Source organism: Thioalkalivibrio sp. AKL8 (genome assembly GCF_000380525.1).
In the GTDB taxonomy this organism is placed as follows: domain Bacteria; phylum Pseudomonadota; class Gammaproteobacteria; order Ectothiorhodospirales; family Ectothiorhodospiraceae; genus Thioalkalivibrio; species Thioalkalivibrio versutus.
Genome location: NZ_AQYF01000004.1, coordinates 41,007 through 63,063 on the forward strand (window position 1 = coordinate 41,007; position 22,057 = coordinate 63,063).

Annotated in this window: 24 protein-coding genes; 5 read left to right on the forward strand and 19 right to left on the reverse strand. The window is 67.8% G+C overall.

Annotation, left to right across the window (positions count from 1 at the left end):
• Nucleotides 1-181 precede the first annotated feature (181 nt).
• On the forward strand, nucleotides 182-661 hold the full coding sequence (locus G335_RS0102265; RefSeq protein WP_018175809.1) for a cupin domain-containing protein: 480 nt from the start codon (nucleotides 182-184) through the stop codon (nucleotides 659-661).
• Nucleotides 662-780: 119 nt separating this feature from the next.
• On the opposite strand, the gene clpB is transcribed toward G335_RS0102265, so the two are convergent.
• From clpB to rluD, 3 genes are all read right to left on the reverse strand, one after another.
• On the reverse strand, nucleotides 781-3,363 hold the full coding sequence (clpB, locus tag G335_RS0102270; RefSeq protein ID WP_018175810.1) for an ATP-dependent chaperone ClpB: 2,583 nt from the start codon (nucleotides 3,361-3,363) through the stop codon (nucleotides 781-783).
• Between the two features lie 270 nt (nucleotides 3,364-3,633).
• Nucleotides 3,634-4,416, reverse strand: a complete 783-nt coding sequence (gene pgeF / locus G335_RS0102275) for a peptidoglycan editing factor PgeF (RefSeq protein ID WP_018175811.1) — start codon at nucleotides 4,414-4,416, stop codon at nucleotides 3,634-3,636.
• Nucleotides 4,409-5,368 (reverse strand): 23S rRNA pseudouridine(1911/1915/1917) synthase RluD, encoded by a 960-nt coding sequence (rluD, locus tag G335_RS0102280; RefSeq protein ID WP_018175812.1) that lies wholly within the window; start codon nucleotides 5,366-5,368, stop codon nucleotides 4,409-4,411. The genes pgeF and rluD overlap by 8 nt, the downstream gene beginning before the upstream one ends.
• A gap of 79 nt (nucleotides 5,369-5,447) precedes the next feature.
• On the opposite strand from rluD, the gene G335_RS0102285 reads away from it, so the two are divergent.
• Nucleotides 5,448-6,290 (forward strand): outer membrane protein assembly factor BamD, encoded by an 843-nt coding sequence (locus G335_RS0102285; RefSeq protein WP_018168082.1) that lies wholly within the window; start codon nucleotides 5,448-5,450, stop codon nucleotides 6,288-6,290.
• Between the two features lie 265 nt (nucleotides 6,291-6,555).
• Here G335_RS0102285 and G335_RS0102290 read toward each other — a convergent pair whose 3' ends face one another.
• The 12 genes from G335_RS0102290 to G335_RS0102345 all read right to left on the reverse strand — a co-directional run bounded on the left by G335_RS0102290 (nucleotide 6,556) and on the right by G335_RS0102345 (nucleotide 17,174).
• Nucleotides 6,556-6,894 (reverse strand): P-II family nitrogen regulator, encoded by a 339-nt coding sequence (locus G335_RS0102290; RefSeq protein ID WP_017940393.1) that lies wholly within the window; start codon nucleotides 6,892-6,894, stop codon nucleotides 6,556-6,558.
• Between the two features lie 448 nt (nucleotides 6,895-7,342).
• On the reverse strand, nucleotides 7,343-9,037 hold the full coding sequence (locus G335_RS0102295; protein WP_018175813.1) for an NAD+ synthase: 1,695 nt from the start codon (nucleotides 9,035-9,037) through the stop codon (nucleotides 7,343-7,345).
• 7 nt (nucleotides 9,038-9,044) lie between these two features.
• Nucleotides 9,045-9,920 carry a succinate--CoA ligase subunit alpha gene (gene sucD / locus G335_RS0102300; RefSeq protein ID WP_018175814.1) on the reverse strand — a complete coding sequence of 292 codons (876 nt, stop codon included), beginning with the start codon at nucleotides 9,918-9,920 and terminating at the stop codon, nucleotides 9,045-9,047.
• Nucleotides 9,917-11,077, reverse strand: a complete 1,161-nt coding sequence (gene sucC, locus G335_RS0102305) for an ADP-forming succinate--CoA ligase subunit beta (RefSeq protein ID WP_018175815.1) — start codon at nucleotides 11,075-11,077, stop codon at nucleotides 9,917-9,919. The genes sucD and sucC overlap by 4 nt, the downstream gene beginning before the upstream one ends.
• A 68-nt stretch (nucleotides 11,078-11,145) precedes the next feature.
• Nucleotides 11,146-11,526: an aspartate 1-decarboxylase gene (panD, locus tag G335_RS0102310; protein ID WP_018144141.1), complete on the reverse strand. Its 381-nt coding sequence runs from the start codon at nucleotides 11,524-11,526 to the stop codon at nucleotides 11,146-11,148.
• A 321-nt stretch (nucleotides 11,527-11,847) separates the two neighbouring features.
• Nucleotides 11,848-12,726, reverse strand: coding sequence for a pantoate--beta-alanine ligase (gene panC / locus G335_RS0102315; protein ID WP_018175816.1), 879 nt, complete (start codon nucleotides 12,724-12,726; stop codon nucleotides 11,848-11,850).
• 30 nt (nucleotides 12,727-12,756) lie between these two features.
• The gene (gene panB / locus G335_RS0102320) at nucleotides 12,757-13,551 is read right to left on the reverse strand and encodes a 3-methyl-2-oxobutanoate hydroxymethyltransferase (protein WP_018175817.1); all 795 of its coding nucleotides are present in this window, start codon (nucleotides 13,549-13,551) and stop codon (nucleotides 12,757-12,759) included.
• 34 nt (nucleotides 13,552-13,585) lie between these two features.
• Nucleotides 13,586-14,236, reverse strand: coding sequence for a deoxynucleoside kinase (locus G335_RS0102325; protein ID WP_018144144.1), 651 nt, complete (start codon nucleotides 14,234-14,236; stop codon nucleotides 13,586-13,588).
• Complete coding sequence (gene folK / locus G335_RS0102330) at nucleotides 14,233-14,778, reverse strand: 2-amino-4-hydroxy-6-hydroxymethyldihydropteridine diphosphokinase (RefSeq protein WP_018175818.1); 546 nt, start codon at nucleotides 14,776-14,778, stop codon at nucleotides 14,233-14,235. The genes G335_RS0102325 and folK overlap by 4 nt, the downstream gene beginning before the upstream one ends.
• Nucleotides 14,775-16,214, reverse strand: a complete 1,440-nt coding sequence (pcnB, locus tag G335_RS0102335; RefSeq protein ID WP_018168075.1) for a polynucleotide adenylyltransferase PcnB — start codon at nucleotides 16,212-16,214, stop codon at nucleotides 14,775-14,777. The genes folK and pcnB overlap by 4 nt, the downstream gene beginning before the upstream one ends.
• Nucleotides 16,215-16,266: 52 nt before the next feature.
• The gene (locus G335_RS0102340; protein WP_018168074.1) at nucleotides 16,267-16,737 is read right to left on the reverse strand and encodes an NUDIX hydrolase; all 471 of its coding nucleotides are present in this window, start codon (nucleotides 16,735-16,737) and stop codon (nucleotides 16,267-16,269) included.
• Entirely contained in the window at nucleotides 16,734-17,174 is a 441-nt protein-coding gene (locus tag G335_RS0102345) for an RNA-binding S4 domain-containing protein (protein WP_018175819.1), read from the reverse strand. Before G335_RS0102345 ends, G335_RS0102340 begins: the two co-directional genes overlap by 4 nt.
• Before the next feature lie 106 nt (nucleotides 17,175-17,280).
• Here G335_RS0102345 and G335_RS0102350 point away from each other — a divergent pair, with 106 nt between their 5' ends.
• Both G335_RS0102350 and G335_RS14300 read left to right on the forward strand, forming a co-directional pair.
• Nucleotides 17,281-17,970 carry a glutathione S-transferase family protein gene (locus tag G335_RS0102350; RefSeq protein WP_018168072.1) on the forward strand — a complete coding sequence of 230 codons (690 nt, stop codon included), beginning with the start codon at nucleotides 17,281-17,283 and terminating at the stop codon, nucleotides 17,968-17,970.
• 448 nt (nucleotides 17,971-18,418) lie between these two features.
• Nucleotides 18,419-18,625 (forward strand): hypothetical protein, encoded by a 207-nt coding sequence (locus G335_RS14300; protein WP_018175820.1) that lies wholly within the window; start codon nucleotides 18,419-18,421, stop codon nucleotides 18,623-18,625.
• 296 nt (nucleotides 18,626-18,921) lie between these two features.
• On the opposite strand, the gene fur is transcribed toward G335_RS14300, so the two are convergent.
• Nucleotides 18,922-19,347 (reverse strand): ferric iron uptake transcriptional regulator, encoded by a 426-nt coding sequence (fur, locus tag G335_RS0102360; protein WP_018145396.1) that lies wholly within the window; start codon nucleotides 19,345-19,347, stop codon nucleotides 18,922-18,924.
• 98 nt (nucleotides 19,348-19,445) lie between these two features.
• On the opposite strand from fur, the gene G335_RS0102365 reads away from it, so the two are divergent.
• Complete coding sequence (locus tag G335_RS0102365) at nucleotides 19,446-19,808, forward strand: outer membrane protein assembly factor BamE (protein WP_018145395.1); 363 nt, start codon at nucleotides 19,446-19,448, stop codon at nucleotides 19,806-19,808.
• A gap of 41 nt (nucleotides 19,809-19,849) precedes the next feature.
• Here G335_RS0102365 and G335_RS0102370 read toward each other — a convergent pair whose 3' ends face one another.
• From G335_RS0102370 to G335_RS0102380, 3 genes are read right to left on the reverse strand one after another with little or no spacing between them, the layout of a single operon-like run.
• Nucleotides 19,850-20,203 carry an RnfH family protein gene (locus G335_RS0102370; RefSeq protein ID WP_018145394.1) on the reverse strand — a complete coding sequence of 118 codons (354 nt, stop codon included), beginning with the start codon at nucleotides 20,201-20,203 and terminating at the stop codon, nucleotides 19,850-19,852.
• Between the two features lie 28 nt (nucleotides 20,204-20,231).
• Nucleotides 20,232-20,672 carry a type II toxin-antitoxin system RatA family toxin gene (locus tag G335_RS0102375; RefSeq protein WP_018145393.1) on the reverse strand — a complete coding sequence of 147 codons (441 nt, stop codon included), beginning with the start codon at nucleotides 20,670-20,672 and terminating at the stop codon, nucleotides 20,232-20,234.
• Nucleotides 20,672-22,030: a sodium-dependent transporter gene (locus G335_RS0102380; RefSeq protein WP_018168070.1), complete on the reverse strand. Its 1,359-nt coding sequence runs from the start codon at nucleotides 22,028-22,030 to the stop codon at nucleotides 20,672-20,674. Before G335_RS0102380 ends, G335_RS0102375 begins: the two co-directional genes overlap by 1 nt.
• Between the last annotated feature and the right edge of the window lie 27 nt (nucleotides 22,031-22,057).

The window sequence follows — 22,057 nt, forward strand, 5'->3', positions numbered from 1 at the left end:
CTGGTGCCCACCTACCGCAACATCCGCCCCCCTGCCGCAAGATCTTGGAAGCCACCCCCACGTGAACCAGCCAGACTTACAGGCAAAAGCCGCTCCGGACGGACACCCGCCCGGTCAGCCACACCACGACACGCCCACCCGGAGCGCGTCGGGTGAAGCCATGACCCACAGGAGGTGCACCATGTTCAAACGCGATATCCCGCCCACCGCGGCCATACCCCGCCTTGCCTCGGCCGCCGCCGCCCTCACGCTGGTCGCCGCCTGGACGGTCGCGACGGCGGACCAGGGCCCGGCCTTCATCCACGAACCCGATTCCCCCGATCTCGAATGGGGCCCGTGCCCGGACTTCATGCCGGATGGCTGCCGGCTCGCCGTGCTGCAAGGTGACCCGGCGCAGCCCAATGCCGACGTCTTCTTCCTCCTCCCCGGCAACAGCACCGCGCCCCACCACTGGCACACCAGCGCCGAACGCATGGTGCTCGTCAGCGGCGAGATGCAGGTCGACTACGACGACCAGGACCCGGTCGTGCTCCGGCCCGGCACCTATGCCTACGGACCGGCCCGGCTGGCACATACCACCCATTGCACATCGGCCGAGGACTGCATCCTGTTCATCGCCTTCGAGGAACCGGTGGACGCCCACGCCAGCCACGACGACTGACCCCGTCACCGTCCCCACCGCCGGATACGGCCGCCCGCCCCTTCGCCCGCGGCTGCTCTGGGACCCAAAAAAGGCCCGCACGGGGCGGGCCTTGTTGGATCGGAACAGCGACAACCCGGTCAGGCAGCAGCGGCAGCCCGGGTAAAGGCAAGTTGGTCGCCAGCCAGGTCCACCTCGATGGTATCGCCGGGGCCGAATTCGCCGGACAGCAACGACTGGGCCAGCGGGTTTTCCATCTGCGTCTGGATGGCCCGCTTGAGTGGACGCGCGCCGTACACCGGGTCGAAACCGGCGGCGCCCAGGTGATCCAGCGCGGCGTCGGTGATGGTGAGCCCCAGATCGCGCTCCTCCAGACGCTTGCGCAGGAACTGCAGCTGGATGCCGGCAATCGCCCGGATCTGCTCGCGCTCCAGCGGGTGGAACACCACCACATCATCCACGCGGTTGATGAACTCGGGGCGGAAGTGCTGCCCGACGATCTCCATCACCGCGGCCTTCATTGCGTCGTAGTTCGCCTCGCCGGCCATCTCCTGGATCTGCTGCGAGCCGAGGTTGGAAGTCATCACGATCACCGTGTTGCGGAAATCCACGGTGCGCCCATGACCGTCCGTCAGACGACCATCATCCAGCACCTGCAGCAGCACGTTGAAGACATCCGGATGCGCCTTCTCGACCTCGTCCAGCAGGATCACGGAGTACGGCTTGCGGCGCACGGCCTCGGTCAGGTAGCCGCCCTCCTCGTAGCCGACATAGCCCGGGGGCGCCCCGATCAACCGCGCCACCGAGTGCTTCTCCATGAACTCGGACATGTCGATGCGCACCATGGACTCTTCGGTGTCGAACAGGAATGACGCCAGCGCCTTGGTCAGCTCCGTCTTGCCGACCCCGGTCGGGCCGAGGAACAGGAACGAGCCATTCGGCCGGTTCGGATCGGACAGGCCCGCCCGCGAACGGCGGATGGCGTTGGCCACCGCGCGCACGGCTTCCGTCTGGCCGACCACGCGATCACCCACGGCCTCTTCCATGCGCAGCAGCTTGTCCTTCTCGCCCTCCAGCATCTTGGAGACCGGGATGCCGGTCCAGCGCGCAACCACCTCGGCGACCTCCTCGTCGGTCACCTTGGTGCGCAGCAACTGGGTCTCCTGGCTCTCCATCTCGTGAGCCATGGCCAGGGACTTCTCCAGATCCGGGATGCGCCCGTACTGCAACTCGGACATGCGCGACAGGTCGCCGGCACGGCGGGCGGTCTCCAGCTCGGTACGTGCGCGCTCGAGCTCTTCCTTCAATTGCGCGGCGCCGGAGACCGAGGCCTTCTCGGACTTCCACACCTCTTCCAGATCGGAGAGCTCGCGCCCCAGGCGATCGATCTCGCCCTCCAGGGTATCCAGCCGCTTCTTCGAGGCGTCGTCGGATTCCTTCTTCAACGCCTCGCGCTCGATCTTGAGCTGAATCAGGCGCCGTTCCAGGCGATCCATGACCTCGGGCTTGGAATCGATCTCCATGCGGATCCGCGAGCTGGCCTCGTCGATCAGGTCGATCGCCTTGTCCGGCAACTGGCGGTCGGTGATGTAACGCTGCGACAGCTGCGCCGCGGCGACGATCGCCGGGTCGGTGATCTCGATCCCGTGGTGGACCTCGTAGCGCTCCTTCAGACCGCGCAGGATAGCGATGGTGTCTTCCAGCGTGGGCTCGTCGACCACCACCTTCTGGAAACGGCGTTCCAGCGCGGCGTCCTTCTCGATGTTCTGGCGGTATTCGTCCAGCGTGGTCGCGCCGATGCAGTGCAGCTCGCCACGTGCCAGCGCCGGCTTGAGCATATTGCCGGCGTCCATTGCGCCCTCGGCCTTGCCGGCGCCCACCAGCGTATGGATCTCGTCGATGAACAGGATCACGCGACCCTCTTCCTGCGACAGCTCCTTGAGCACGGATTTCAGCCGCTCTTCGAAATCGCCGCGGTACTTGGCCCCGGCCAGCAAGGCGCCCAGATCCAGCGCAAGCACGCGCTTGTCCTTCAGGCCCTCGGGCACCTCGCCGTTGATGATGCGCTGGGCCAGGCCCTCGACAATCGCGGTCTTGCCGACCCCGGGCTCGCCGATCAGCACCGGGTTGTTCTTGGTGCGCCGCTGCAGGACCTGGATCGAACGGCGAATCTCCTCGTCACGCCCGATCACCGGATCGAGCTTGCCCTGCTCGGCGCGCTCGGTGAGGTCGATGGTGTACTTGTCCAGCGCCTGGCGGTTCTCCTCGGCGTTCGGGTCGTCCACCTGGGCACCGCCGCGCATATCTTCCACGGCCTTCTCCAGGGAGTCCTTGTTGGCGCCGGCGTTGCGCAGCATCTCGCCCACACCGGCCTTCTCGGCGATCGCCGCGAGCAGGAACAGCTCGCTGGGGATGTACTGGTCCTTGCGCTCTTGGGCAAGCTTGTCGCAGACATTCAGCATGCGCCCCAGGTCATTGGAGACATGCACCTCGCCCGCGGCACCCTCCACCCTGGGCAGGCGGTCCAGCGCCTCGCCCAGCGCGGAGCGCAGCTGGCGCACGTTGGCGCCGGCGCGGTCGAGCACGTGGCGGATGGTACCGCCCTCCTGGTCCAGCAGGGCCAGCAGGAGGTGGGCCGGTTCGATGAACTGGTGATCGCGGCCTACCGCGAGCGATTGTGCATCCGCGATGGCGGACTGGAACTTGGTCGTCAGGCGATCCATTCGCATTGGGAAACCCCTCGGTCAAATCTGGGTGAACTGACACCAATGATGGGGACAATCCCCCGACCTTCAAGGATAGACGGACGCAACCGCCCGCATCAGACAAACGCCAACACCGTCACGAACGAACGTCGGGGCGGCGCGCGGAGGTCGCCACGGCCCCTGCGGGGCCTCGCAATGACGGGGGCAGGAAAAAGCACCGTCATCGCGAGGAGCGCAGCGACGCGGCGATCTCCATGGGTAACCCTCGCGCCGGACCGAGCGCCGGGGTTATCGCAGGTGGCCGGGATCGACCCAGACGAGCGTACCCATGCGGCCGGTCTCGCCATCGCGGCGGTAGGAGAAAAAGGTATCCGCCTCGCTGAAGGTGCAGCGTCCGCCACCGGCGACCTGCGCCACCCCGGCCCGCTGCAGGCGCTGCCGGGCCAGCTGGTATAAATCCGCCAGCAGGCGGCCCTCGGCGCCGGGGCAGAACGCGGCAACGGCCTCCGGGTCGTGCGCGACAAAGGCCTCGCGGACCTCGGGGCCCACCTCGAAGGCCGCGGGGCCAATGGCCGCCCCCATCCAGGCCTGGATCGGCATCCCCGGGCGCAGCGTCTTCAGGGCCTCCACGCTGGCCTCCAGCACCCCGTCGGCCAGCCCGCGCCAGCCGGCATGCGCGACCCCCACCGCCGCGCCATCGGCGGTCGCCAACACCACCGGCAGGCAGTCGGCGGTCTGCACCGCACAGACAACCCCGGCCTGATTGCTGACCACCGCATCGGCCTCGGCCGCGTCGCCGGCCTCCAGCGCCGCGTGCAGGGTGTCGGCGTTGGTCACGCCGGTGCCGTGGACCTGGCGCGGCCAGGCGATCGGCGCGGCCAGCCCCAAAGACTGTTCCAGCCGACGCCGATTCTCCGCCACATGTTCCGGGTCATCGCCGGTGTGCAGCGCCAGGTTCAGCGCGGCCCAGGGCCCGGCACTGACGCCGCCCACCCGCGTGGTCTGGACCGCGCGCACGCCGGCCGGCAGTTCGCCGGGGGACGGCGCCAGCAGGGGCAGGGTCTCAGGCATCACCGGTCTCCCGGGCATCGGCGCGCAGGGCTGCAAGCAGGCCCTCGAAGTCCTCCGGTAGCGGGGCCTCGAACGCGCAGGGTTCGCCGCTGGTCGGGTGCTCGAACTCCAGGCGCGCCGCATGCAGGGCCTGACGCTTGAAGGCCGCCACCGTGGCCTTGGCCGCCTCACCCATGCCCTTGACCGGCCGCGGGCGTCCGCCGTAGGTCAGGTCGCCCACGATCGGGTGGCGGATATGCGCCATGTGTACGCGGATCTGGTGGGTACGGCCGGTCTCCAGACGCACGTTCAGCAGGGTATGGGCGGGGAAGCGTTCGGCCACGCGGTAATGCGTGACCGCGGGCTTGCCACCGCCGGTCACCGCCTGGCGCTTGCGATCCACCGGGTGGCGCCCGATCGGCTCCTCGATGGTGGCACCGCTGATCACCCGACCCTGGACCAATGCGCGGTACTCACGGTGCACGCTGCGCGCCTGTAACTGGCGCACCAGGGCGGTCTGCGCCTCCGGAGTGCGCGCGACCACCATCAGTCCGGTGGTGTCCTTGTCGAGGCGGTGGACCACGCCCGCGCGCGGCAACTGCGCCAGCTCCGGGGCGTGGTGCAGCAGGGCATTGACCAGTGTGCCGTCGCGATGCCCGGCTGCCGGGTGGGCCACCAGCCCGGCCGGCTTGTTGATCACCAGCACCGCCGCATCCTCGTACAGGACATCCAGCGCTATGGCCTCGGGCTGCGCCGCCAGCACCGGGGCGTCCGGCGCGATCAGTTCCACCCGCTCGCCGCCTCGAACCGGCGTGCGCGGGCGCGGCGAGGCGCCGTCCACCCGCAGCGCGCCCTCCTTCAGCCACTGGGTCAACTGGCTGCGCGAATACTCGGGGAACAGCTGCGCCAGCGCGGCATCCAGGCGCTGCCCGGCCGCCTCCTCCGGCAGATGGGCCTCACGCGGTTCACTCATTGCGCGGCCTCCCGCTCGTCGCCACTGGGGCTTGATGTTGTAGAATCCTTGGACTTTGGTTCATCTGTGAGGCCTCGCCGTGATTTCTGTCCCGCACCTGTCGCGCCTGCTCGTCGTTCTGTTCGTGGCGCTCGTGGTCGCCGGCTGCGCCGGGCGCGAAGACCCCACGCTCGGCTGGTCTGCCAGTCAGCTCTACGGCGAGGCCAAGAACGCCCTGAACGAGGGCAATTACGATCAGGCCGTCGAATACTACGAAAAACTCGAGGCGCGCTACCCGTTCGGGCGCTACGCCCAGCAGGCGCAGATCGAGATTCCCTATGCCTACTACAAGGCCGGCGAGCCGGAGCCCGCCCTGGCGGCCGTGGACCGCTTCGTGCAGCTGAACCCGCGGCATCCGAACCTCGATTATGCGTACTACCTGCGCGGGCTGATCAACTTCAACCGCCAGCAGGGCTTTCTCGCCAACCTGTTCCCGCGCGACCCGGCCGAGATGGACCCGGAACCCTTCGACCAGGCCTTCCAGGACTTCGACCGCCTGATCCGCGAGTTCCCGGACAGCCGCTACGCCCCGGACGCCTACCAGCGCATGCTCTACATCCGCAATGCACTGGCCGCCTACGAGCTGCGCGTGGCGGAGTTTTACATGGAACGTACCGCCTGGGTCGCCGCGGCCCAGCGCGCGCGCAACGTGGTGGCCACCTATCCCGGGGCCGAGGTGATGCCGAAGGCCCTGGCCGTGCTGCACCGCGCCTACACCGAACTCGGCCTGGAAGACCACGCCGAGAACACCATGACGGTGCTGGAACTGAACTACCCGGATGCCGCCGTCGCCGTGCGCGCCGGCGAACCGGTGGAACTGGAAGGCGAGGAACGCCGCGGCCTGTGGCGCGTGATGGACCGCATCCCCTTCCTGACGAATTAAGCGGGGAAAGCGGCGCAACCGTAAAGCCATCCCCCGGCGGGCGCCCCCGCACCACCTTGGGGGTGGCACCATCATTGCGAGGAGGCGAAGCCGACGTGGCAACCTCTTGATGTTCGCAGAGCGCCGGGATCCAGTGGTTCCGGACGGAGGTTACTCGCTACGCTCGCCCTTCGGGCCGGCCTGCGGCCGTTCAACGCAGCTTCGCTGCTTTTGTGCCACGGCCCCTGCGGGGCCTCGCAATGACGATGCCCGTAACTCCGCCCTGCTAGAGGGCCTCGCTGCCCTCTTCGCCGGTGCGGATGCGGACCACGCGCGACATGTCGGACACGAAGATCTTGCCGTCCCCGATCTTGCCGGTGCGCGAGGCCTTCACGATCGCGTCGATGCAGGGATCGACACGGTCGTCGTCCACCACCAGTTCCAGCTTCACCTTGGGCAGGAAGTCGACCACATATTCCGCGCCCCGGTAGAGTTCCGTGTGGCCCTTCTGGCGCCCGAAACCCTGAACCTCGGTCGCGGTCATGCCGGCAATGCCCATCTCGGTCAGGGCCTCGCGGACATCTTCCAGCTTGAACGGCTTGATGATCGCCTCGATCTTCTTCATGCGAATCCCTTTGGTTGAGCCCGCTGCGCGGGCGCTTGTCTCACACCCGGAAGTGTATCAAACCCCCGGCGCTGCGCTGGCCGATCCGCCCGAGGGCGGTCCGAGGCCCTCGTCATTGCGAGGCCCCGCAGGGGCCGCGGCAACCTCCTGAAGCTGGCAGAGCGCCGGGATCCGGTGGTTCCGGACGGAGGTTGCTCGCTACGCTCGCCCTTCGGGCCGGCCTGCGGCCGTTCAACGCAGCTTCGCTGCTTTTATGCGACGGCCCCTGCGGGGCCTCGCAATGACGCGACCGGGAAGCACCGTCATCGCGAGGCGCGCAGCGCCGTGGCGATCTCGCTGGACGACCGCGACGCCGGCCAAAGCGAACGTCGAGGGTTCCGGACGGAGGTTGCCGCGTCGGCTTCGCCTCCTCGCAATGACGGGGGCCGGGTACGGCGTCGGGGATCACTCAGTCCGGACGATAACCGGAGGTAATCGGGTAGCGCCGGTCGCGGCCGAAGGCGCGCGGACTGACCCGCACCCCTGGCGCGGCCTGGCGGCGCTTGTACTCGGCGATGAACACCATGCGCGCGATGCGCTCCACCGTGGGGCGGTCGAAGCCCTGGGCGACGATCTCGGCGACCGACTGCTCCTGCTCGACGAAGGCCTCGAGGATCGCGTCCAGCACATCGTATGGGGGCAGCGAGTCGGCATCCTGCTGATCCGGCGCCAGCTCGGCGCTGGGCGGGCGCTCGATCACCCGCGGCGGGATCGCCGCGCCGCACGTGTTGCGCCAGCGTGCCAGGCGGTACACCCACTGCTTGGAGACGTCCTTCAGTGGCGCGAAACCGCCATTCATGTCGCCGTACAGCGTGGAATAGCCCACCGCCATCTCGGACTTGTTGCCGGTGGCCAGCAGCAGCTTGCCGCTGCGGTTGGACAGCGCCATCAGCAGCACGCCGCGAGCGCGCGCCTGCAGGTTCTGTTCGGTCACATCCCCCGCCCCGGCCGGGTAGGCCGCCAAAGCATCCCCCAGCCCGGCCATGAAGCTCTCCACCATCGGCTCGATGGCGATCTCGTGGTATTCGAGGCCCAGAAGCCGCGCCTGCTCCTCCGCATCCTCGATGCTCATCGAGGCGGTGTAACGATAGGGCATCATCACCGCGGTCACCGCCGCCGGGCCCAGCGCATCCGCCGCCAAGGCCGCGGTCAGGCCGGAGTCGATGCCGCCAGACAGGCCCAGCAATACCCCCGGGAAGCCGTTCTTGCTCACGTAGTCACGGATGCCGATCATCAGCGCCTGATAGAGGTCACGGGCGTCCGCCTCGTCCGGTTCCGGGCCAGGGTCGGTCAGGGTCGGAAGCATGCCGCAGGCGGACAGATGCATGTGCTCGTCGCGGGACCGCAGGACCGGCCCCTGCGCACTGCGACTTGCCTCTACCTGGCCCTGGCCGGTGGCCCAGGCGGGCAGCACGGCGCGGGCCCCGTTGACCGGGTCGTGCACGAACGAGCGGCCGTCGAACACCAGTTCGTCCTGCCCGCCCACCTGGTTCACGTAGACCACCGGGCAGCCGGTCTCGGCCACCCGCGCCCCGACCACCTGCAGGCGTTCCTCGGCCTTGCCGCGGTGGTAGGGCGAGGCGTTGAGATTCAGCAGGAGCTCGGCCCCGGCAGCCTGCGCCCCGGCGGCCGGACCCGGCTGCCAGATGTCCTCGCAGACGGTCAGCCCGATCTGCCAGCCATCCAGCTCGACCACGCAGGGAGCATCGCCAGCAACGAAATAGCGCTGCTCGTCGAATACCGAATAGTTAGGCAGAACCTGCTTGGCGTAGCGCGCGATACAGGCCCCGTCGCGCAGCCACAGGGCCGCGTTGATCAGGCCGGCGTCGCTGCGCACAGGGGCCCCCAGGATCACGTCGATGCCCCGGACCGCCTTGGTGATCGCCACCACCGCGCGCTCCACACCCAGCAGGAAGGCCGGGCGCAGCAGCAGATCCTCGGGGGGATAACCGGTGACCGCGAGTTCGGGGAACACCACCGCGCGGGCGCCACCGGCACGGGCCTGCTCGATGGCCTCGAGGATTTGGTGGCGATTGTCGTCCAGCCCGCCCACGACCGGATTGATCTGGGCCAGGGCCAGACGCAGAGGCTGGTCCGAGGTCATCGGCGACTCAGGCGCGGGCGAGCGCGGACTGCATCGCGGCGCCCAGCTCGGCCGGGCTCTCCGCCACGGTCGCGCCGGCCTCGCGCAGGGCCGTCATCTTCTGCTCCGCGGTACCCTGGCCACCGGCGATGATCGCGCCGGCATGACCCATGCGTCGCCCCGGGGGCGCCGTGGCGCCGGCAATATAGGCGGCTACCGGCTTGTCGAATTCGTCCGCGATATAGCGTGCGGCGCGTTCCTCGGCATCACCGCCGATCTCGCCCACCATCAGCACGCCGTCGGTCTCCGGGTCATCGCGGAACAGGCGCAGGCAGTCGACAAAGTCGAGGCCCTGGATCGGGTCACCGCCGATGCCCACGCAGGTGCTCTGACCAAGCCCGAGGTCCGAGGTCTGCTTGACCGCCTCGTAGGTCAGGGTGCCCGAGCGCGAGATGATGCCGATGCGCCCGCGGCTGTGGATATAGCCGGGCATGATCCCGACCTTGCAGGCCTCCGGGGTGATGATGCCCGGGCAATTCGGGCCGATCAGGCGCGTGGGGCTGCCGGCCAGTACCTGCTTGACCCGCACCATGTCCTGGACCGGGATGCCCTCGGTGATGCAAACGGCCAGTTCGATCCCGGCATCCGCCGCCTCGCAGATCGCGTCGGCCGCAAACGGCGCCGGGACGTAGATCATGCTGACCGTGGCGCCGGTCTGCGCCACCGCATCGGCGACGGTATCGAACACCGGCCGATCCAGGTGGGCCTGGCCGCCCTTGCCCGGGGTCACGCCCCCGACCAGGCGCGTGCCGTAGGCGATGGCCTGCTCCGAGTGAAAACTGCCCTGCTTGCCGGTGAAGCCCTGGCAGATCACCCGGGTGTCGCGGTCGACGAGGATGCTCATGCCACGGCCTCCACCACGGCGCGCGCCGCCGCGTCCAGATCGGCGGCCGGGATCACGTCCAGGCCGGAGTTGGCCAGCGCGGCGCGGCCCTGCTCGGCGTTGGTGCCCTCCAGGCGCACCACCACCGGCACCTGAACCTGGATCTCGCGGATCGCGGCGATAATGCCCTCGGCGATCAGGTCGCAGCGCACGATGCCGCCAAAGATATTCACCAGCACCGCCTTCACCGATGGGTCCGACAGGATCAGCTTGAACGCTGCGGTGACCCGCTCCACCGTCGTACCGCCGCCGACATCGAGGAAGTTGGCCGGCGAGCCGCCGTGGTGCTGGATCAGGTCCATGGTCGCCATTGCCAGCCCGGCGCCGTTGACCATGCAGCCGATCGAGCCGTCCAGGCGGATGTAGTTGAGGTCGTGCTCGTGTGCCTGCTCCTCGGCAGGGTCGCGCTGGCGCACGTCACGCTCCGCGAACAGCGCCTTCTGGCGGTAGGCCGCGGAGTCGTCGATGGTCAGTTTGGCGTCGATCGCCAGCAGCTGATCCTCATGGGTCAGCACCAGCGGGTTGATCTCGAGGAGCTGCGCGTCGAGCTGCTGAAACAGGGCATGGGCATTGGTCACCAGCTGCGCCATCGCCTTCGCCGCGTCGCCGGACAGGCCCAGGGTGGCGGCGACCCGGCGGCCGTGGAAGGGCATCACGCCGGTGGCCGGATGGATCGGCAAGGTCACCACGGCCTCCGGGCGCTCCGCCGCCAGGGTCTCGATGTCCATGCCGCCCTCGGCGGAGACCACCAGCGCCAGGCGCTCGCGCGAACGATCCACCAGCATCGCGAAATAGAACTCGCGGGCGATGTCCGCCGCCGGCTCCAGCAGAAGCTGGTCCACTGGCAGTCCTTCGGGGCCGCTCTGGCCGGTCACCAGGCGTGAACCCAGCAGCTTTTCCGCCGCCTCGCGCGCAGCATCGGCGGAATCCGCCATGACCACGCCACCGGCCTTGCCGCGACCGCCGGAGTGCACCTGGGCCTTGACCAGCGCGCGCTCGGCACCCAGCGCCTGCCAGGCCCCGGAGACCTGCTCGACGGCGTCGATCACCTGACCTTCGGGGACGGGGATGCCGGCGTCGCGAAAGCGCGCCTTGGCCTGGAATTCGTGGAGATTCATGGGCGTCGAGGATAGCGGCGCAGCCCCGGCCCGACAACTGCGGGAGGCGCGCGCGAAGGAGAGTGTTCTTAAGCGGCCTGGACCGGGATGCCGTTACCGGTGCGCACGATGCGGTTGCCGGCGTCGAGATAGACCAGGTCGGGCGTGAATTCGCGGGCCTCGGCGGCCTCCATCTGGCCATAGGCACAGATGATCACGCGATGGCCCACGGCGGCCTTGTGTGCGGCCGCGCCGTTGACCGAAATGATCCCGGAGCCGGCCTCGCCCTCGATCGCGTAGGTGGTGAAGCGCTCGCCGTTGTCGACGTTGTAGATCTGGATCTGCTCGAACGGCAGGATGCCGGCGGCGTCCAGCAGGCGCGTGTCGATGGCACAGGAGCCCTCGTATTCCAGCTCGCAATGCGTGACCCGGCCCTGATGCAGCTTGCCTTTCAGCATGGTGACAAACATACGGCGAATTCCCGGCTTGAACCTCGGAAGGGCGGAAAATTATCCGCGATCCCGGCGGATACGGCAAACGCGCCTTCTCGAGTCGATGGTTTTTCACCGTGAAGCGCGCGAAGACACGGAGAAATTCAAGGGCGACTTACAGGCAGGCTGGAAGACAGAACGAGTGGCAAAATAAAGAAAGGACCCGGCGTTCGGGGGCTCGCAAGAACGTTACCGATTGTCAGCGCCCTGCAGCACCACCCTCAGCCTTCAACCTGCCCGTCTTCTGTGGATGACTCTTGAATTTCTTCATGTGCTTCGGAGTAGCCGAAACAAGCAGCGTCAGTCGGTGCGGGTGCGGACGTTGTCGATCAGGCGGACGCCTTCCAGCCAGACGGCGGCCAGGACCACCAGATCCTGCTCGGCCAGGGGCACATCGGTTGCCGGCGCCATCAGGTCTTCCGCACGGCGGATGGAGAGGTATTCGGGCTCGAAGCCGGCCTCGCACAGACGCTCGCTGGCGCGGGCCTCCACCTCGGCGATGCGGTCGGCGTCGACTTTGGTGGCCGTGCGGCAGACGGTCGCCACCTCGTCCAGCACCCGCTTGAGCTCGGGTGCCACGGCCCGCGCCTCTTCCGACAGCTGGCTGTTGCGTGAACTGAAGGCCAGGCCATCCGGCTCGCGCACGGTCGGGACTGCCTCCACCCGGGTGGGGATGTCGAGCCCCTGCACCATGCGCTCGATCAACTTGAACTGCTGGTAATCCTTCTCGCCGAACAGGGCCAGATCCGGGCGCACCAGGTTGAACAGCTTGGTCACCACGGTGGCCACGCCCTCAAAGTGCCCCTGGCGATAGGCACCCTCCAGGATCTCGGAAAGCACCGGCACCACGACCTGCACCGGGGGCAGGCCGTCGGCAGGGTACATGTCCTCTTCACTGGGACAGAACAAGGCGTCCACACCGGCATTCGTCGCCAGCCGGGCGTCCTCGTCGAGGGTGCGCGGATAGCGCTCCAGATCCTCGGCGCGGTCGAATTGCAGTGGATTGACGAAGATCGACACCACCACCCGCTGGGCCCGCGCCCGGGCATGCCGGATCACGGTCATATGGCCCTCGTGGAGGTTGCCCATCGTGGGCACCAGCGCCACGGTACCGCGCCCCTTGCGGGACCACTCTCGATGCATGGCCACCAGTTGCGGCCGATCACGCAGGATTCTCATGGGCCAGGATCCATCCTTTGGGAAACGCAGTTAACTGAAGGTATGCACGCCGGATTCGGGGAAGGCTCGCGCCCGCACCGCATCACAGTATCCGCGGACGGCGCCCTCCAGGGAACCGCCCTCGGCAAGGAAATCGCGCGCGAAGCGCGGAGGCTCGGGCGTCAGGCCGATCACGTCGGTCAAGACAAGCACTTGACCATCGCAACGCGGGCTGGCCCCAATCCCGATCACCGGGACCCCTGCGCTGCGCACGATGACATCGGCCAGGCTTTCGGGGATACCCTCCAGCAGCAGGGCCTGGGCCCCGGCGTTCTCCAGCTGGGCGGCCAGGGATTCCAGCTCCGCCGCAGCCTTCGGGTCGCGCCCCTGCACGCGGTGCCCGCCGAGACGGTGCACCGCCTGCGGGGTCAGGCCCAGATGGGCACAGACGGGAATCCCGGCGGCGACCAGGCGCTCGACCACGGGGACCTCCATCGCGCCGCATTCCACCTTGACCATGTGAGCCCCGGCGCGCAGGAGCGCCCCGGACTGGACCAGCGCGGTAGCGGGATCGACATCGCCAAGAAACGGGATGTCGGCCATGATCAGCGCGTTCTCACTGCCGCGGGCCACGTTGGCTACATGGTAGACCATGTCCTCCAGCGTCACTGGCAGGGTGGTCGCATGCCCCTGGACCACCATGCCCAGGGAATCGCCGACCAGGATCACGTCGACCCCACAGCGATCCAGCAACCCGGCGAAGGCTGCATCATAGGCCGTGAGGCAAGCGATGGGTTCACCCGCATGCTTGCGCTGGGCCAGGGTATTCACGGTAATCGGACGCATGCTCATGCCTCCCGGGCAGTCCGGCTTGCCAGCCTCAAAGCGAGATCGGCAACGGGTTGAAGTAGTGCCGCCCGCCCTGGATCGGCTCCAGGAACTGCACCAGCTGGTCAAAGTCGGCCGGGTTGTTCACCCAGTCGATCTCGGTGGCGTTCACAATCACGAGCGCCGGTCCTTCGAAATGATAGAAGAATTCCGCATAGGCCGCGTTCAAGCGCTCCAGATAACCGGCCTCGATGTGACGTTCGTACGGTCGCGCCCGGCGGCGGATGCGCTCCTGCAGCACCTCCACCGGCGCCTGCAGGTAGACCACCAGGTCCGGGCGCGGCAGCCCCCCGCGCAGATGGCGGAACATCTCGCGGTAGATCTCCAGCTCATCCGGATGCAGGTTCAACTCGGCGAACAGCGGGTCCTTGTCCATCAGGTAGTCGGACACATGGCGCTGCTCGAACAGGCCCTTCTGCGCCAGCGGCGTCAGCTGGCGCACGCGCTGCACCAGAAAGTGCAGCTGGGTCGCCAGGGCGTGCTTGTCCGGCTCCTGATAGAAGCGATCCAGGAAAGGGTTCTCGTCCGGGGCCTCGAAGATGCCCTCCGCCTGCAGGTGCTCGGCCAGGCGCTTGGCCAGGCTGGACTTGCCGACCCCAATCGGCCCCTCTACCGCGATGAAATCGAAATCGGCAAGGCTCATCCGCGTCCCTCCGCAGTCGCCACGGCCTCCTGCGGTTCCGCGATCGGGATCAGGCTCGCACCGTCGAAGCGCTGCGCCAGCCGCTCCAGCGACCCCACTCCCGGGATCTGCAGCGACGGCGCCAGCTCCAGCAGCGGCAGGATCACAAAGTCGCGCTCGGCAATCCCGGCGTGCGGCACCTTCAGCCCCGGCAGATCCAGCGACTGCTCGCCGAACAGCAGCAGGTCCAGATCCAGCAGGCGCGGCCCCCAGCGGGTACCGTCCCGCTCGCGCCCGCAGGCGCACTCGATGGCCTGCAGCTCCGCCAGCAGGTCCAGCGGCTCCAGCCGGGTGTGCAGACGGGCCACGGCGTTCACGTAGTCGGGCTGGTCCTGCGGGCCCATCGGCGGGTTACGGAACAGCCGCGAGCGCCCGATCAGACGCGTTTGCGGCAACTCATGCGCCAGCCGGGCAAAGGAGTCCCGCACCTGCGTCTCGGGGTCACCCAGGTTGGCGCCGATCCCGATGAACGCGTGCACGCCGCGGGCAGGCACGCTGCTCATTCGCCGCCACCCCCCGATTCCGGGTTTGCGCCCGCATCGGCGCTCGCGCCGGCGCCGCCCTTGCGTCCCCGACGCCGGCGCCGGCCGCCACGGCGTGACTTGCTCTTGGCTCCAGCCTTGCCATCCCCTTTGGGAACACCCTTGCCCTGGGCACCCGCCATGGCCTTCTGTGCGTCCTCGTCCAGCTCCTGGATCTCGGTCCACCAGCGACACAGCTCGGGGTCGGCATCGCCGGCGCGGGCGCGCAGGCAGAGAAAGTCATAACCGGCGCGAAAGCGCGGATGCGTCAGCAGGCGCAGCGCACGGCCACCACGATGGCGCTCCAGCCGCGCCTGGAGTTCCCAGATCTCGCGCACGATCAGGCTGAAGCGTTTGGGAATGGACACCGTCTTTACCTGACGATCCAGCACCTCGGCCATCGCCTGCTGCCAGGCCGGAATCTCCTGTTCGTCGGCCGCGATCCGTTTGGCCGCGGCCACCTGCACCGGGGCCCAGAGGATGGCCGCGTAGAGGAACGCCGGGTTCACACCCAGGCCCTCATTGATGCGCTTGTCGGTATTCAGCAGCGACTCGACCAGGAACTGGCGGCGCTCGGGGCCGACGTCCGGATCGGCAAAGCAGGCCGCAGCCTCGGGGAACATCGGCTCGAACAGGCCGAGGCGTTCCAGCTCGTCCAGACAGGTGACCGCCGCACCGCTGTGGAACAGCTTGATCACCTCGTCGAACAGCCGCGCCGGGGCTACCGTCTGCATCAGCGAGGCGAGATCAAGGATGCCGGCCTCGACCTCCGGCGCGATGGTCAGACCCAGCTTGGCGGCGAAGCGAACCGCACGCAGCATACGCACGGGGTCTTCGCGCAGGCGCGTCTCGACGTCGTCGCCGATCAGGCGCAGCTCGCCCGCGCGCAGGTCCTCGAACCCACCGGTGTAATCCAGCACCGAGAAATCCTCGATGTCGTAATACAGGGCGTTGATGGTGAAGTCGCGGCGCACCGCATCCTGCTCGATGGTGCCGTAGCGATTGTCGCGCAGGATACGACCTTCCTCGCTCAGCGCGACCTGGCCTTCGTCCTCGGACTCGTCGTCATGCGGCGCGCGGAAGGTCGCCACCTCGATCATCTCGCGTCCGAAGAGCACATGCGCCAGGCGAAAGCGGCGCCCGATCAGGCGGCAGTTGCGGAACAGGCCACGCACCTGCTCGGGGGTGGCGTCGGTGGCGACATCGAAGTCCTTCGGCTCGCGGCCCAGCAGCAGGTCGCGCACGCCGCCGCCCACCAGGCAGGCGCGATAACCGGCCTCGCGCAGCCGATAAAGCACCTTCAGGGCGTTGTCGTCGATCGCCGCGCGCGAGATGCCGTGCTCCGCACGCTCGTAGACGCGCGGTTCCGGCAGCTCGCTGTCGGGCCGGGACGGGGTTGCGGGGTCAGCCTTTGTCACGCGATACCGTATCGGTGGTCGAAAGCGCCGTATGGTAACAGCTTGGCCGGATTCATCCCGTTTTTTGTACCGGACGCGGGGCGGCGGTTTCGCCGGTCAGGCGCCAGCGCCGATAGTCGTCGAGGATGCGTCGGTGGTCGAAGACCAGCACCTGGCCCGGGTCTTCCGGGTCCAGCCAGGCGCAGTCGGCAGCGTCATCCCCGGCCCTGGCCTCGCCCCGGCCCCGCGCGATGTAGACCGCGCTGACGGTGTGCCCGCGCGGGTCGCGCTGCGGGTCGGAATACACCCCCAGCAACGCCTCCAGCTCGACCTCCAGCCCGGTCTCTTCGCGCGCCTCGCGTACCGCGGCATCCTCGGTGGACTCACCGACGTCGACGAAGCCGCCCGGCAGGGCCCAGCCGTGCGGGGGGTTGTGGCGCTCGATCACCAGCACACGACCGGGCTGCGCCGAGTGGCGGATGACCATATCCACCGCCAGCCGGGGTGTGACGGGCGGGCCACTCGAGCCTTCGGGGTTGTTCACTCGGATTCACTCCTGTCGCTGCCGTCCTGGCGAATAAAGCGGCGGATCTTGCGCCGCGCGCGCTTGTCCGGGCGCCGGCTGGGGGCGCTGTCCGCGACCGCGCGCTCGGCGCGCCGGCGTTCGCTTTCGGCCGCGCGCCGGGCCTGGCTTTCTTCGGTCTCGGTGTACAGCGCCTGGGCTTCGCGCGCCGGCCGTCGCTGATCGCTCAAATGGACCACATCCAGCTCCCAGACCTGCGGGCCGCGGTGGATGGTCAGGCGATCACCGGTGTGCACCCGACGCGCCGGCTTGCAGCGCTCGCCGTTCACGTGGACCTTGCCGCCGCCGACCGCCTCGCTGGCAAGGCCGCGCGTCTTGTAAAAACGGGCGGCCCAAAGCCATTTGTCGATCCGCAGCCCGGCGCCGGGCGCCCCGTTGTGGCCGCTACCCTTGCCCAAGGCTTTCCCGCGACATCACGAGGGGAGACAATGCGCCCCCTTTAATAGCGAGGAACCGGCGACCCGGATCGGGGCCCCGCCCCACCTGCGGACGCCGAAGACCACCATGAATCTGCCGCATCTGCACCTGATCAGTTTCGCCATCTGTCCGTTCGTTCAGCGTAGCGTGATCACACTGAAATACAAGGAGGCGCCGTTCGAGCTGAGCCTGATCGATCTGGCCAACCCGCCGGACTGGTTCCGCGAACGCTCGCCCCTGGGCAAGGTTCCGCTGTTGATCGTCGACCACGATACGGTGCTGTTCGAGTCGGCCGTGATCAACGAATATATCGATGCCATTACCCCGCCCGCGCTGATGCCGACCGACCCGCTGGAACAGGCGCGGACCCGGGCCTGGATCGAGTACCTCTCGGAACAGACCTTTGCCCAGTACCACTGGATGACCGCGACCACCGAGGATGCCTTCGAGCTGGCGCGCCACACCGCCGCACGCGGGCTGGAGCGCCTGGAACAGCAGATGACGCAAGACGACCGCCTGGCCGCGCCCGGCTTCTCGCTGATTGATGCCACCCTGGCCCCGATCCTGATGCGCTATGCGCTGCTGGAGGATCCGGACAGCCCCTGGGAGACCGAGGCCTTTCCGCGCCTTGCGGCCCGCTGGGACCAGCTGCGCGAGATACCGGCCGTGCGGGACTCGGTCCCGACCGACTTTGCGGCACAACTGGCCGACTACCTGCGCCAGCAGGACGGCTTTGCGCCGGCGCATTTCGCGGCGCAGCTCGACGCGCCCGCCTGACCAAGGCTTCACCCGACCGCCTACCCCAGTGGTCGGACTCGGCCCATCAACCGCCGGGTTGAGTCTGGTCATGGTTCGACATCTGGTGTTTTCGCTGGCTTCGGTCCGCCGCCTGCCTGGTTGTGGCTGGCCATGGTTTGTCCTCTGGTGTTTACGTGCCTTCGTCCGGCCGCCTGCCAGGCGCTGACTCGCCAGCGCACCGCGAGGTACTTCTTTGCTCGTGCAAAGAAGTACCCAAGAAACACGCCCGACTGCCGCGACCCCGGCCCGCTGCGCGGGCCGGGGTTTCCCTCGCTCCGAGGCTTTTCGCGGGCGGCGCTGAACTCGCTACGCTGCGCTCCGCTCAGACATCCAGCGCCTTGAATCCCGCGAAAAGCCTCTCCACTCGGCGCGACGACAACGGGGAGGCAGGTCCAAACAACGGCTATCCCAACGTTACTGCCAGTGGATGATGGCTAGGCTTTCGGACATCTTCGGCACGCTCGGCCTTTGGCCGTTGCGTGCCGCACCCGCGGAGCGGGTGCCGGGGGCTTTCGGGTGGCGATGCCTATGGTTAGGCGGAAGCGTGGGGATACGGTCGGTTTTGACTTTCACCTCCCGTATGGAGCCCCTCGCGGAGGGCGTGATGGGCCGGAAGAAGGCGCTGGATGTCTGAGCGAAGCCGCAGGCGCAGCGAGTTCAGCGCCGCCGGCCCAGCGCGTCCGGAGCGAGGTTCCCGGGCGAAATCCGGGTGCCCTTCTTTGGGTACTTTCTTGGGCAAGCAAGAAAGTACCTCGCGGCGCGCTGGCGAGTCAGCGCATGGCAGGCGGCCGGACGAAGCCCCCGTAAACACCGATCGCCGAACCGGGACCAGCCACTCCTGGGCGAACAATAGCCCGCAAGCGGGCAGGCATCACACGCCGTGTGTGACGCATGGGCGCGACTGGGACAGCGGCTACGGGAAGCGCGTGGTCAGGCGGGGCGGTGGGGGCAAGCGCTGTCGGTGCAGTCGCCGTACAGGACCAGCGCGTGGTCCTTGATGGCAAAGCCGTGGTGCTGCGCCACCTCGCGCTGACGCCGCTCGATGGTCTCGTCGAAGAACTCCTCCACCCGCCCGCACTGGTTGCAGACGATATGGTCATGGTGCCCGCCCCGCTCCAGCTCGAACACCGCCTGGTTGCCCTCCAGGTGCAGGCGGCAAACCAGCCCGGCCGCCTCGAACTGCGTCAGCACGCGATACACCGTGGCCAGACCGATTTCCTCGCCGGAATCGAGCAGCTCGCGATAGATCGCCTCGGCCGTCAGGTGACGGGTTTCCGAGTTCTCGAGGATCTCGAGGATCTTCATCCGCGGCAGCGTGACCTTGAGCCCGGCCTTCTTGAGATTACTCGTTTCCATTGCCCGTTTTCCCGGTCCCGTCCGCTTGAGAGAGGCGGGACGCTTTGGTGTACCATGCGCGTTCACGGCCCACCAGACGCCGAGGACCGCCCGCTCAGATGATCAAGATTCTCATTTCTATCGCCGTGGCCGCAAGCCTGCTGAGCGCCTGCGGTGGCCTCAACCAGTTCCGTCTGGATGTCCAGCAGGGCAATGTGATCGACCCCGTACAGGTGGCCCAGATCCAGCCCGGCATGACCCCGCAGCAGGTCCGCTTCCTGATGGGGTCGCCCCAGCTGGAGCCCGCCTTCCGGGCCGATGACCGCTGGGACTACGTCTACTATCGCCGTCCAGGCTTCGGCTCCACCGAACGCCAGCGAGTGACCGTGCATTTCGACAACGGCGTAGTCAGCCATGTGGATGCCGACATCCCGCAGCCGGTGGCGCTGGACGAGCATCCGGTCGACAGAGACAACGACTGACACCCGCGCGCGGCGGCATATTTCGCCGCCGCAAGCCCCTGCTACTCCTTCGCGTTGTCGGCCGGCGCCTCCTTCGGCTTGTCGTCGGCGGCGCCGGCGTCACCCTTGCCCGGCTTTTTCTTGCGCCCCTTGTCGGCACGCTGGCGCCGCACCTCCTTCGGATCCGCGATCAGCGGGCGATAAACCTCGATGCGGTCGCGTGGGCGCAGCACGGTGTCCCTACGGGTGATCTTGCCGAAGATCCCGACCTTGGCGTTGTCCAGATCGATCTCGGGAAACTGCAGTTCAATCTCCGACTGGCGCAGCGCGGTATCGACCGTCGTGCCCTCGGGCACCACCAGCGGCAGGATCACCTGCCGGTCGGGCCGCGCGTAGGCAATCTCCACCCGGATCATGCCGCCCTCTGCGGCCGGTGCCACGTGGCTATCCGTCACCGTGGACCTCGCGCGCGCGCTGGACAAAGGCATCCACCAGCGAATTGGCAATCTGAGTGAACACCGGGCCAATCGCAAAGGCCATGAGCCGGTTGGCAAACTCGAACTCCAGCTCCAGGGCGATGCGGGTCTTGCCGCCCTCGACCTCGGTAAAGCTCCAGGTCCCGTGCAGGCGTCGGAACGGCCCGGAGACCAGGCGCATGTCGATGCTTTCCGGGCGCTTGAGCGTGTTCCGGGTGGTGAACGACTTGTGCAGCGCCCCCTTGGCCAGCTCGATCGTGCCCTCCACCTCGTGCTCGCCACGCGGGCGCGCGGAGGCACTGCGGCAGCCGGGCAGGAACTGCGGATAGGCGTCTACGTCATTCACCAGATTGAACATCTGTTCACGGCTGTAGGGCACGTCCGCGTAGCGGCGAATCTTCGAGGCCATCAGATCAACTCCACGGCGCGCAGGAACACAAACAGGATCGCGACCGGCGCGACGAAACGCACCAGAAAGTACCAGACCTGGTACAGGACCGGGTGCTTGAGGCGCAGCTCGGACTGCACCGAGCGCTCGGTCATGCGCCAGCCCACGAAGATCGCGATCAGGAACCCACCCAGCGGCAGCAGGATGTTGGCCGTCACGTAATCCAGCAGGTCCAGGATGCCCATGTCGAACAGGGTGTAGTCGGACCAGACGTTCAGCGACAGCAATGCGCCGATGCCCAGGAACCAGGCCCCGATGGCGATCATCGCGGTCGCCATCACCCGGGTCAGCCCCATGTTCTCGACCAGGAAGGCGACCGCCGGCTCGATGATGGAGATCGCCGAGGTCCAGGCCGCAAACACCAGCAACACGAAGAACATGGTGCCGAAATACAGCCCGCCCGGCATGTCGGCAAAGGCCAGCGGCAGGGTCACAAAGATCAGCCCCGGCCCCTGCTCGGCCGACAGCCCGGCCCCGAGCACGATGGGGAAGATCGCCAGCCCGGCCATGATCGCGACCAGGGTGTCCGCCCCGACCACCGCCGCGGAGGTGCGCGCGATGGACGCATCGCTCTGCAGATAGCTGCCGTAGATCATGATCGCGCCCATGCCCAGGCTGAGCGTAAAGAAGGCCTGGCCCATCGCCAGCAGAACCGCGTTGGCGGACAGCGCGGAGAAGTCCGGATACAGCAGGAACTCCAGTCCGGCGAGGAACTGCCCCTCGACCATCGCATAGCCGACCATCACCACCAGCATCACGAACAGCAGCGGCATCAGAATGGTCACCGCCTTCTCCAGGCCGGACTGCACCCCGCGCGCGACCACCATCGCCGTCATCACCATGAAGATGGTGTGCCAGGCCAGCAGGGCCTCCGGGTCCGCCAGCATGTTGCCGAACATCGACTCCGAGCCATCTGCATCCAGCCCGAGAAAGCCGCCGGTCCCCGATTTGAAGACATACGACAGCGACCAGCCCGCGACCACGCTGTAGAACGACAGGATCAGGAAACCGGCCAGCACCCCGATCCAGCCGATCATGCCCCACGCGCGCGTCAGGCCCTCCTCGCGCGCCAGGGCCGACATGGTATTGATCGGGCTCTGCCGCCCGCGCCGGCCCAGCAGGATCTCCGCCATCATCACCGGCAGGCCGATCAACAGGATGCAGCCGAGATAAACCAGTACAAAGGCGCCACCCCCGTTCTCACCGGCGATATAGGGGAAACGCCAGATATTGCCCAGGCCAACGGCCGAACCCGTGGCCGCGAGAATAAAGGCCAGACGGGTCGTCCATTGCCCGTGGATCGAGGTCGTGGCTGGCATCGGTGGCTCCTTGTTGAACGGAGACGG

Coding starts and splice junctions, on each gene's coding strand:
- G335_RS0102370 (WP_018145394.1), bottom strand. CDS start 20,203: ATGATCCGGGTGGAGATTGCCTACGCGCGGCCCGACCGGCAGGTGATC.
- G335_RS0102295 (WP_018175813.1), bottom strand. CDS start 9,037: ATGACCTCGGACCAGCCTCTGCGTCTGGCCCTGGCCCAGATCAATCCG.
- G335_RS14300 (WP_018175820.1), top strand. CDS start 18,419: ATGATGGCTAGGCTTTCGGACATCTTCGGCACGCTCGGCCTTTGGCCG.
- G335_RS0102290 (WP_017940393.1), bottom strand. CDS start 6,894: ATGAAGAAGATCGAGGCGATCATCAAGCCGTTCAAGCTGGAAGATGTC.
- panD (WP_018144141.1), bottom strand. CDS start 11,526: ATGTTTGTCACCATGCTGAAAGGCAAGCTGCATCAGGGCCGGGTCACG.
- folK (WP_018175818.1), bottom strand. CDS start 14,778: ATGAGCAGCGTGCCTGCCCGCGGCGTGCACGCGTTCATCGGGATCGGC.
- sucC (WP_018175815.1), bottom strand. CDS start 11,077: ATGAATCTCCACGAATTCCAGGCCAAGGCGCGCTTTCGCGACGCCGGC.
- G335_RS0102325 (WP_018144144.1), bottom strand. CDS start 14,236: ATGAGCCTTGCCGATTTCGATTTCATCGCGGTAGAGGGGCCGATTGGG.
- fur (WP_018145396.1), bottom strand. CDS start 19,347: ATGGAAACGAGTAATCTCAAGAAGGCCGGGCTCAAGGTCACGCTGCCG.
- panC (WP_018175816.1), bottom strand. CDS start 12,726: ATGAGAATCCTGCGTGATCGGCCGCAACTGGTGGCCATGCATCGAGAG.
- G335_RS0102365 (WP_018145395.1), top strand. CDS start 19,446: ATGATCAAGATTCTCATTTCTATCGCCGTGGCCGCAAGCCTGCTGAGC.
- G335_RS0102380 (WP_018168070.1), bottom strand. CDS start 22,030: ATGCCAGCCACGACCTCGATCCACGGGCAATGGACGACCCGTCTGGCC.
- clpB (WP_018175810.1), bottom strand. CDS start 3,363: ATGGATCGCCTGACGACCAAGTTCCAGTCCGCCATCGCGGATGCACAA.
- panB (WP_018175817.1), bottom strand. CDS start 13,551: ATGCGTCCGATTACCGTGAATACCCTGGCCCAGCGCAAGCATGCGGGT.
- G335_RS0102350 (WP_018168072.1), top strand. CDS start 17,281: ATGAATCTGCCGCATCTGCACCTGATCAGTTTCGCCATCTGTCCGTTC.
- G335_RS0102265 (WP_018175809.1), top strand. CDS start 182: ATGTTCAAACGCGATATCCCGCCCACCGCGGCCATACCCCGCCTTGCC.
- rluD (WP_018175812.1), bottom strand. CDS start 5,368: ATGAGTGAACCGCGTGAGGCCCATCTGCCGGAGGAGGCGGCCGGGCAG.
- pgeF (WP_018175811.1), bottom strand. CDS start 4,416: ATGCCTGAGACCCTGCCCCTGCTGGCGCCGTCCCCCGGCGAACTGCCG.
- G335_RS0102375 (WP_018145393.1), bottom strand. CDS start 20,672: ATGGCCTCGAAGATTCGCCGCTACGCGGACGTGCCCTACAGCCGTGAA.
- sucD (WP_018175814.1), bottom strand. CDS start 9,920: ATGAGCATCCTCGTCGACCGCGACACCCGGGTGATCTGCCAGGGCTTC.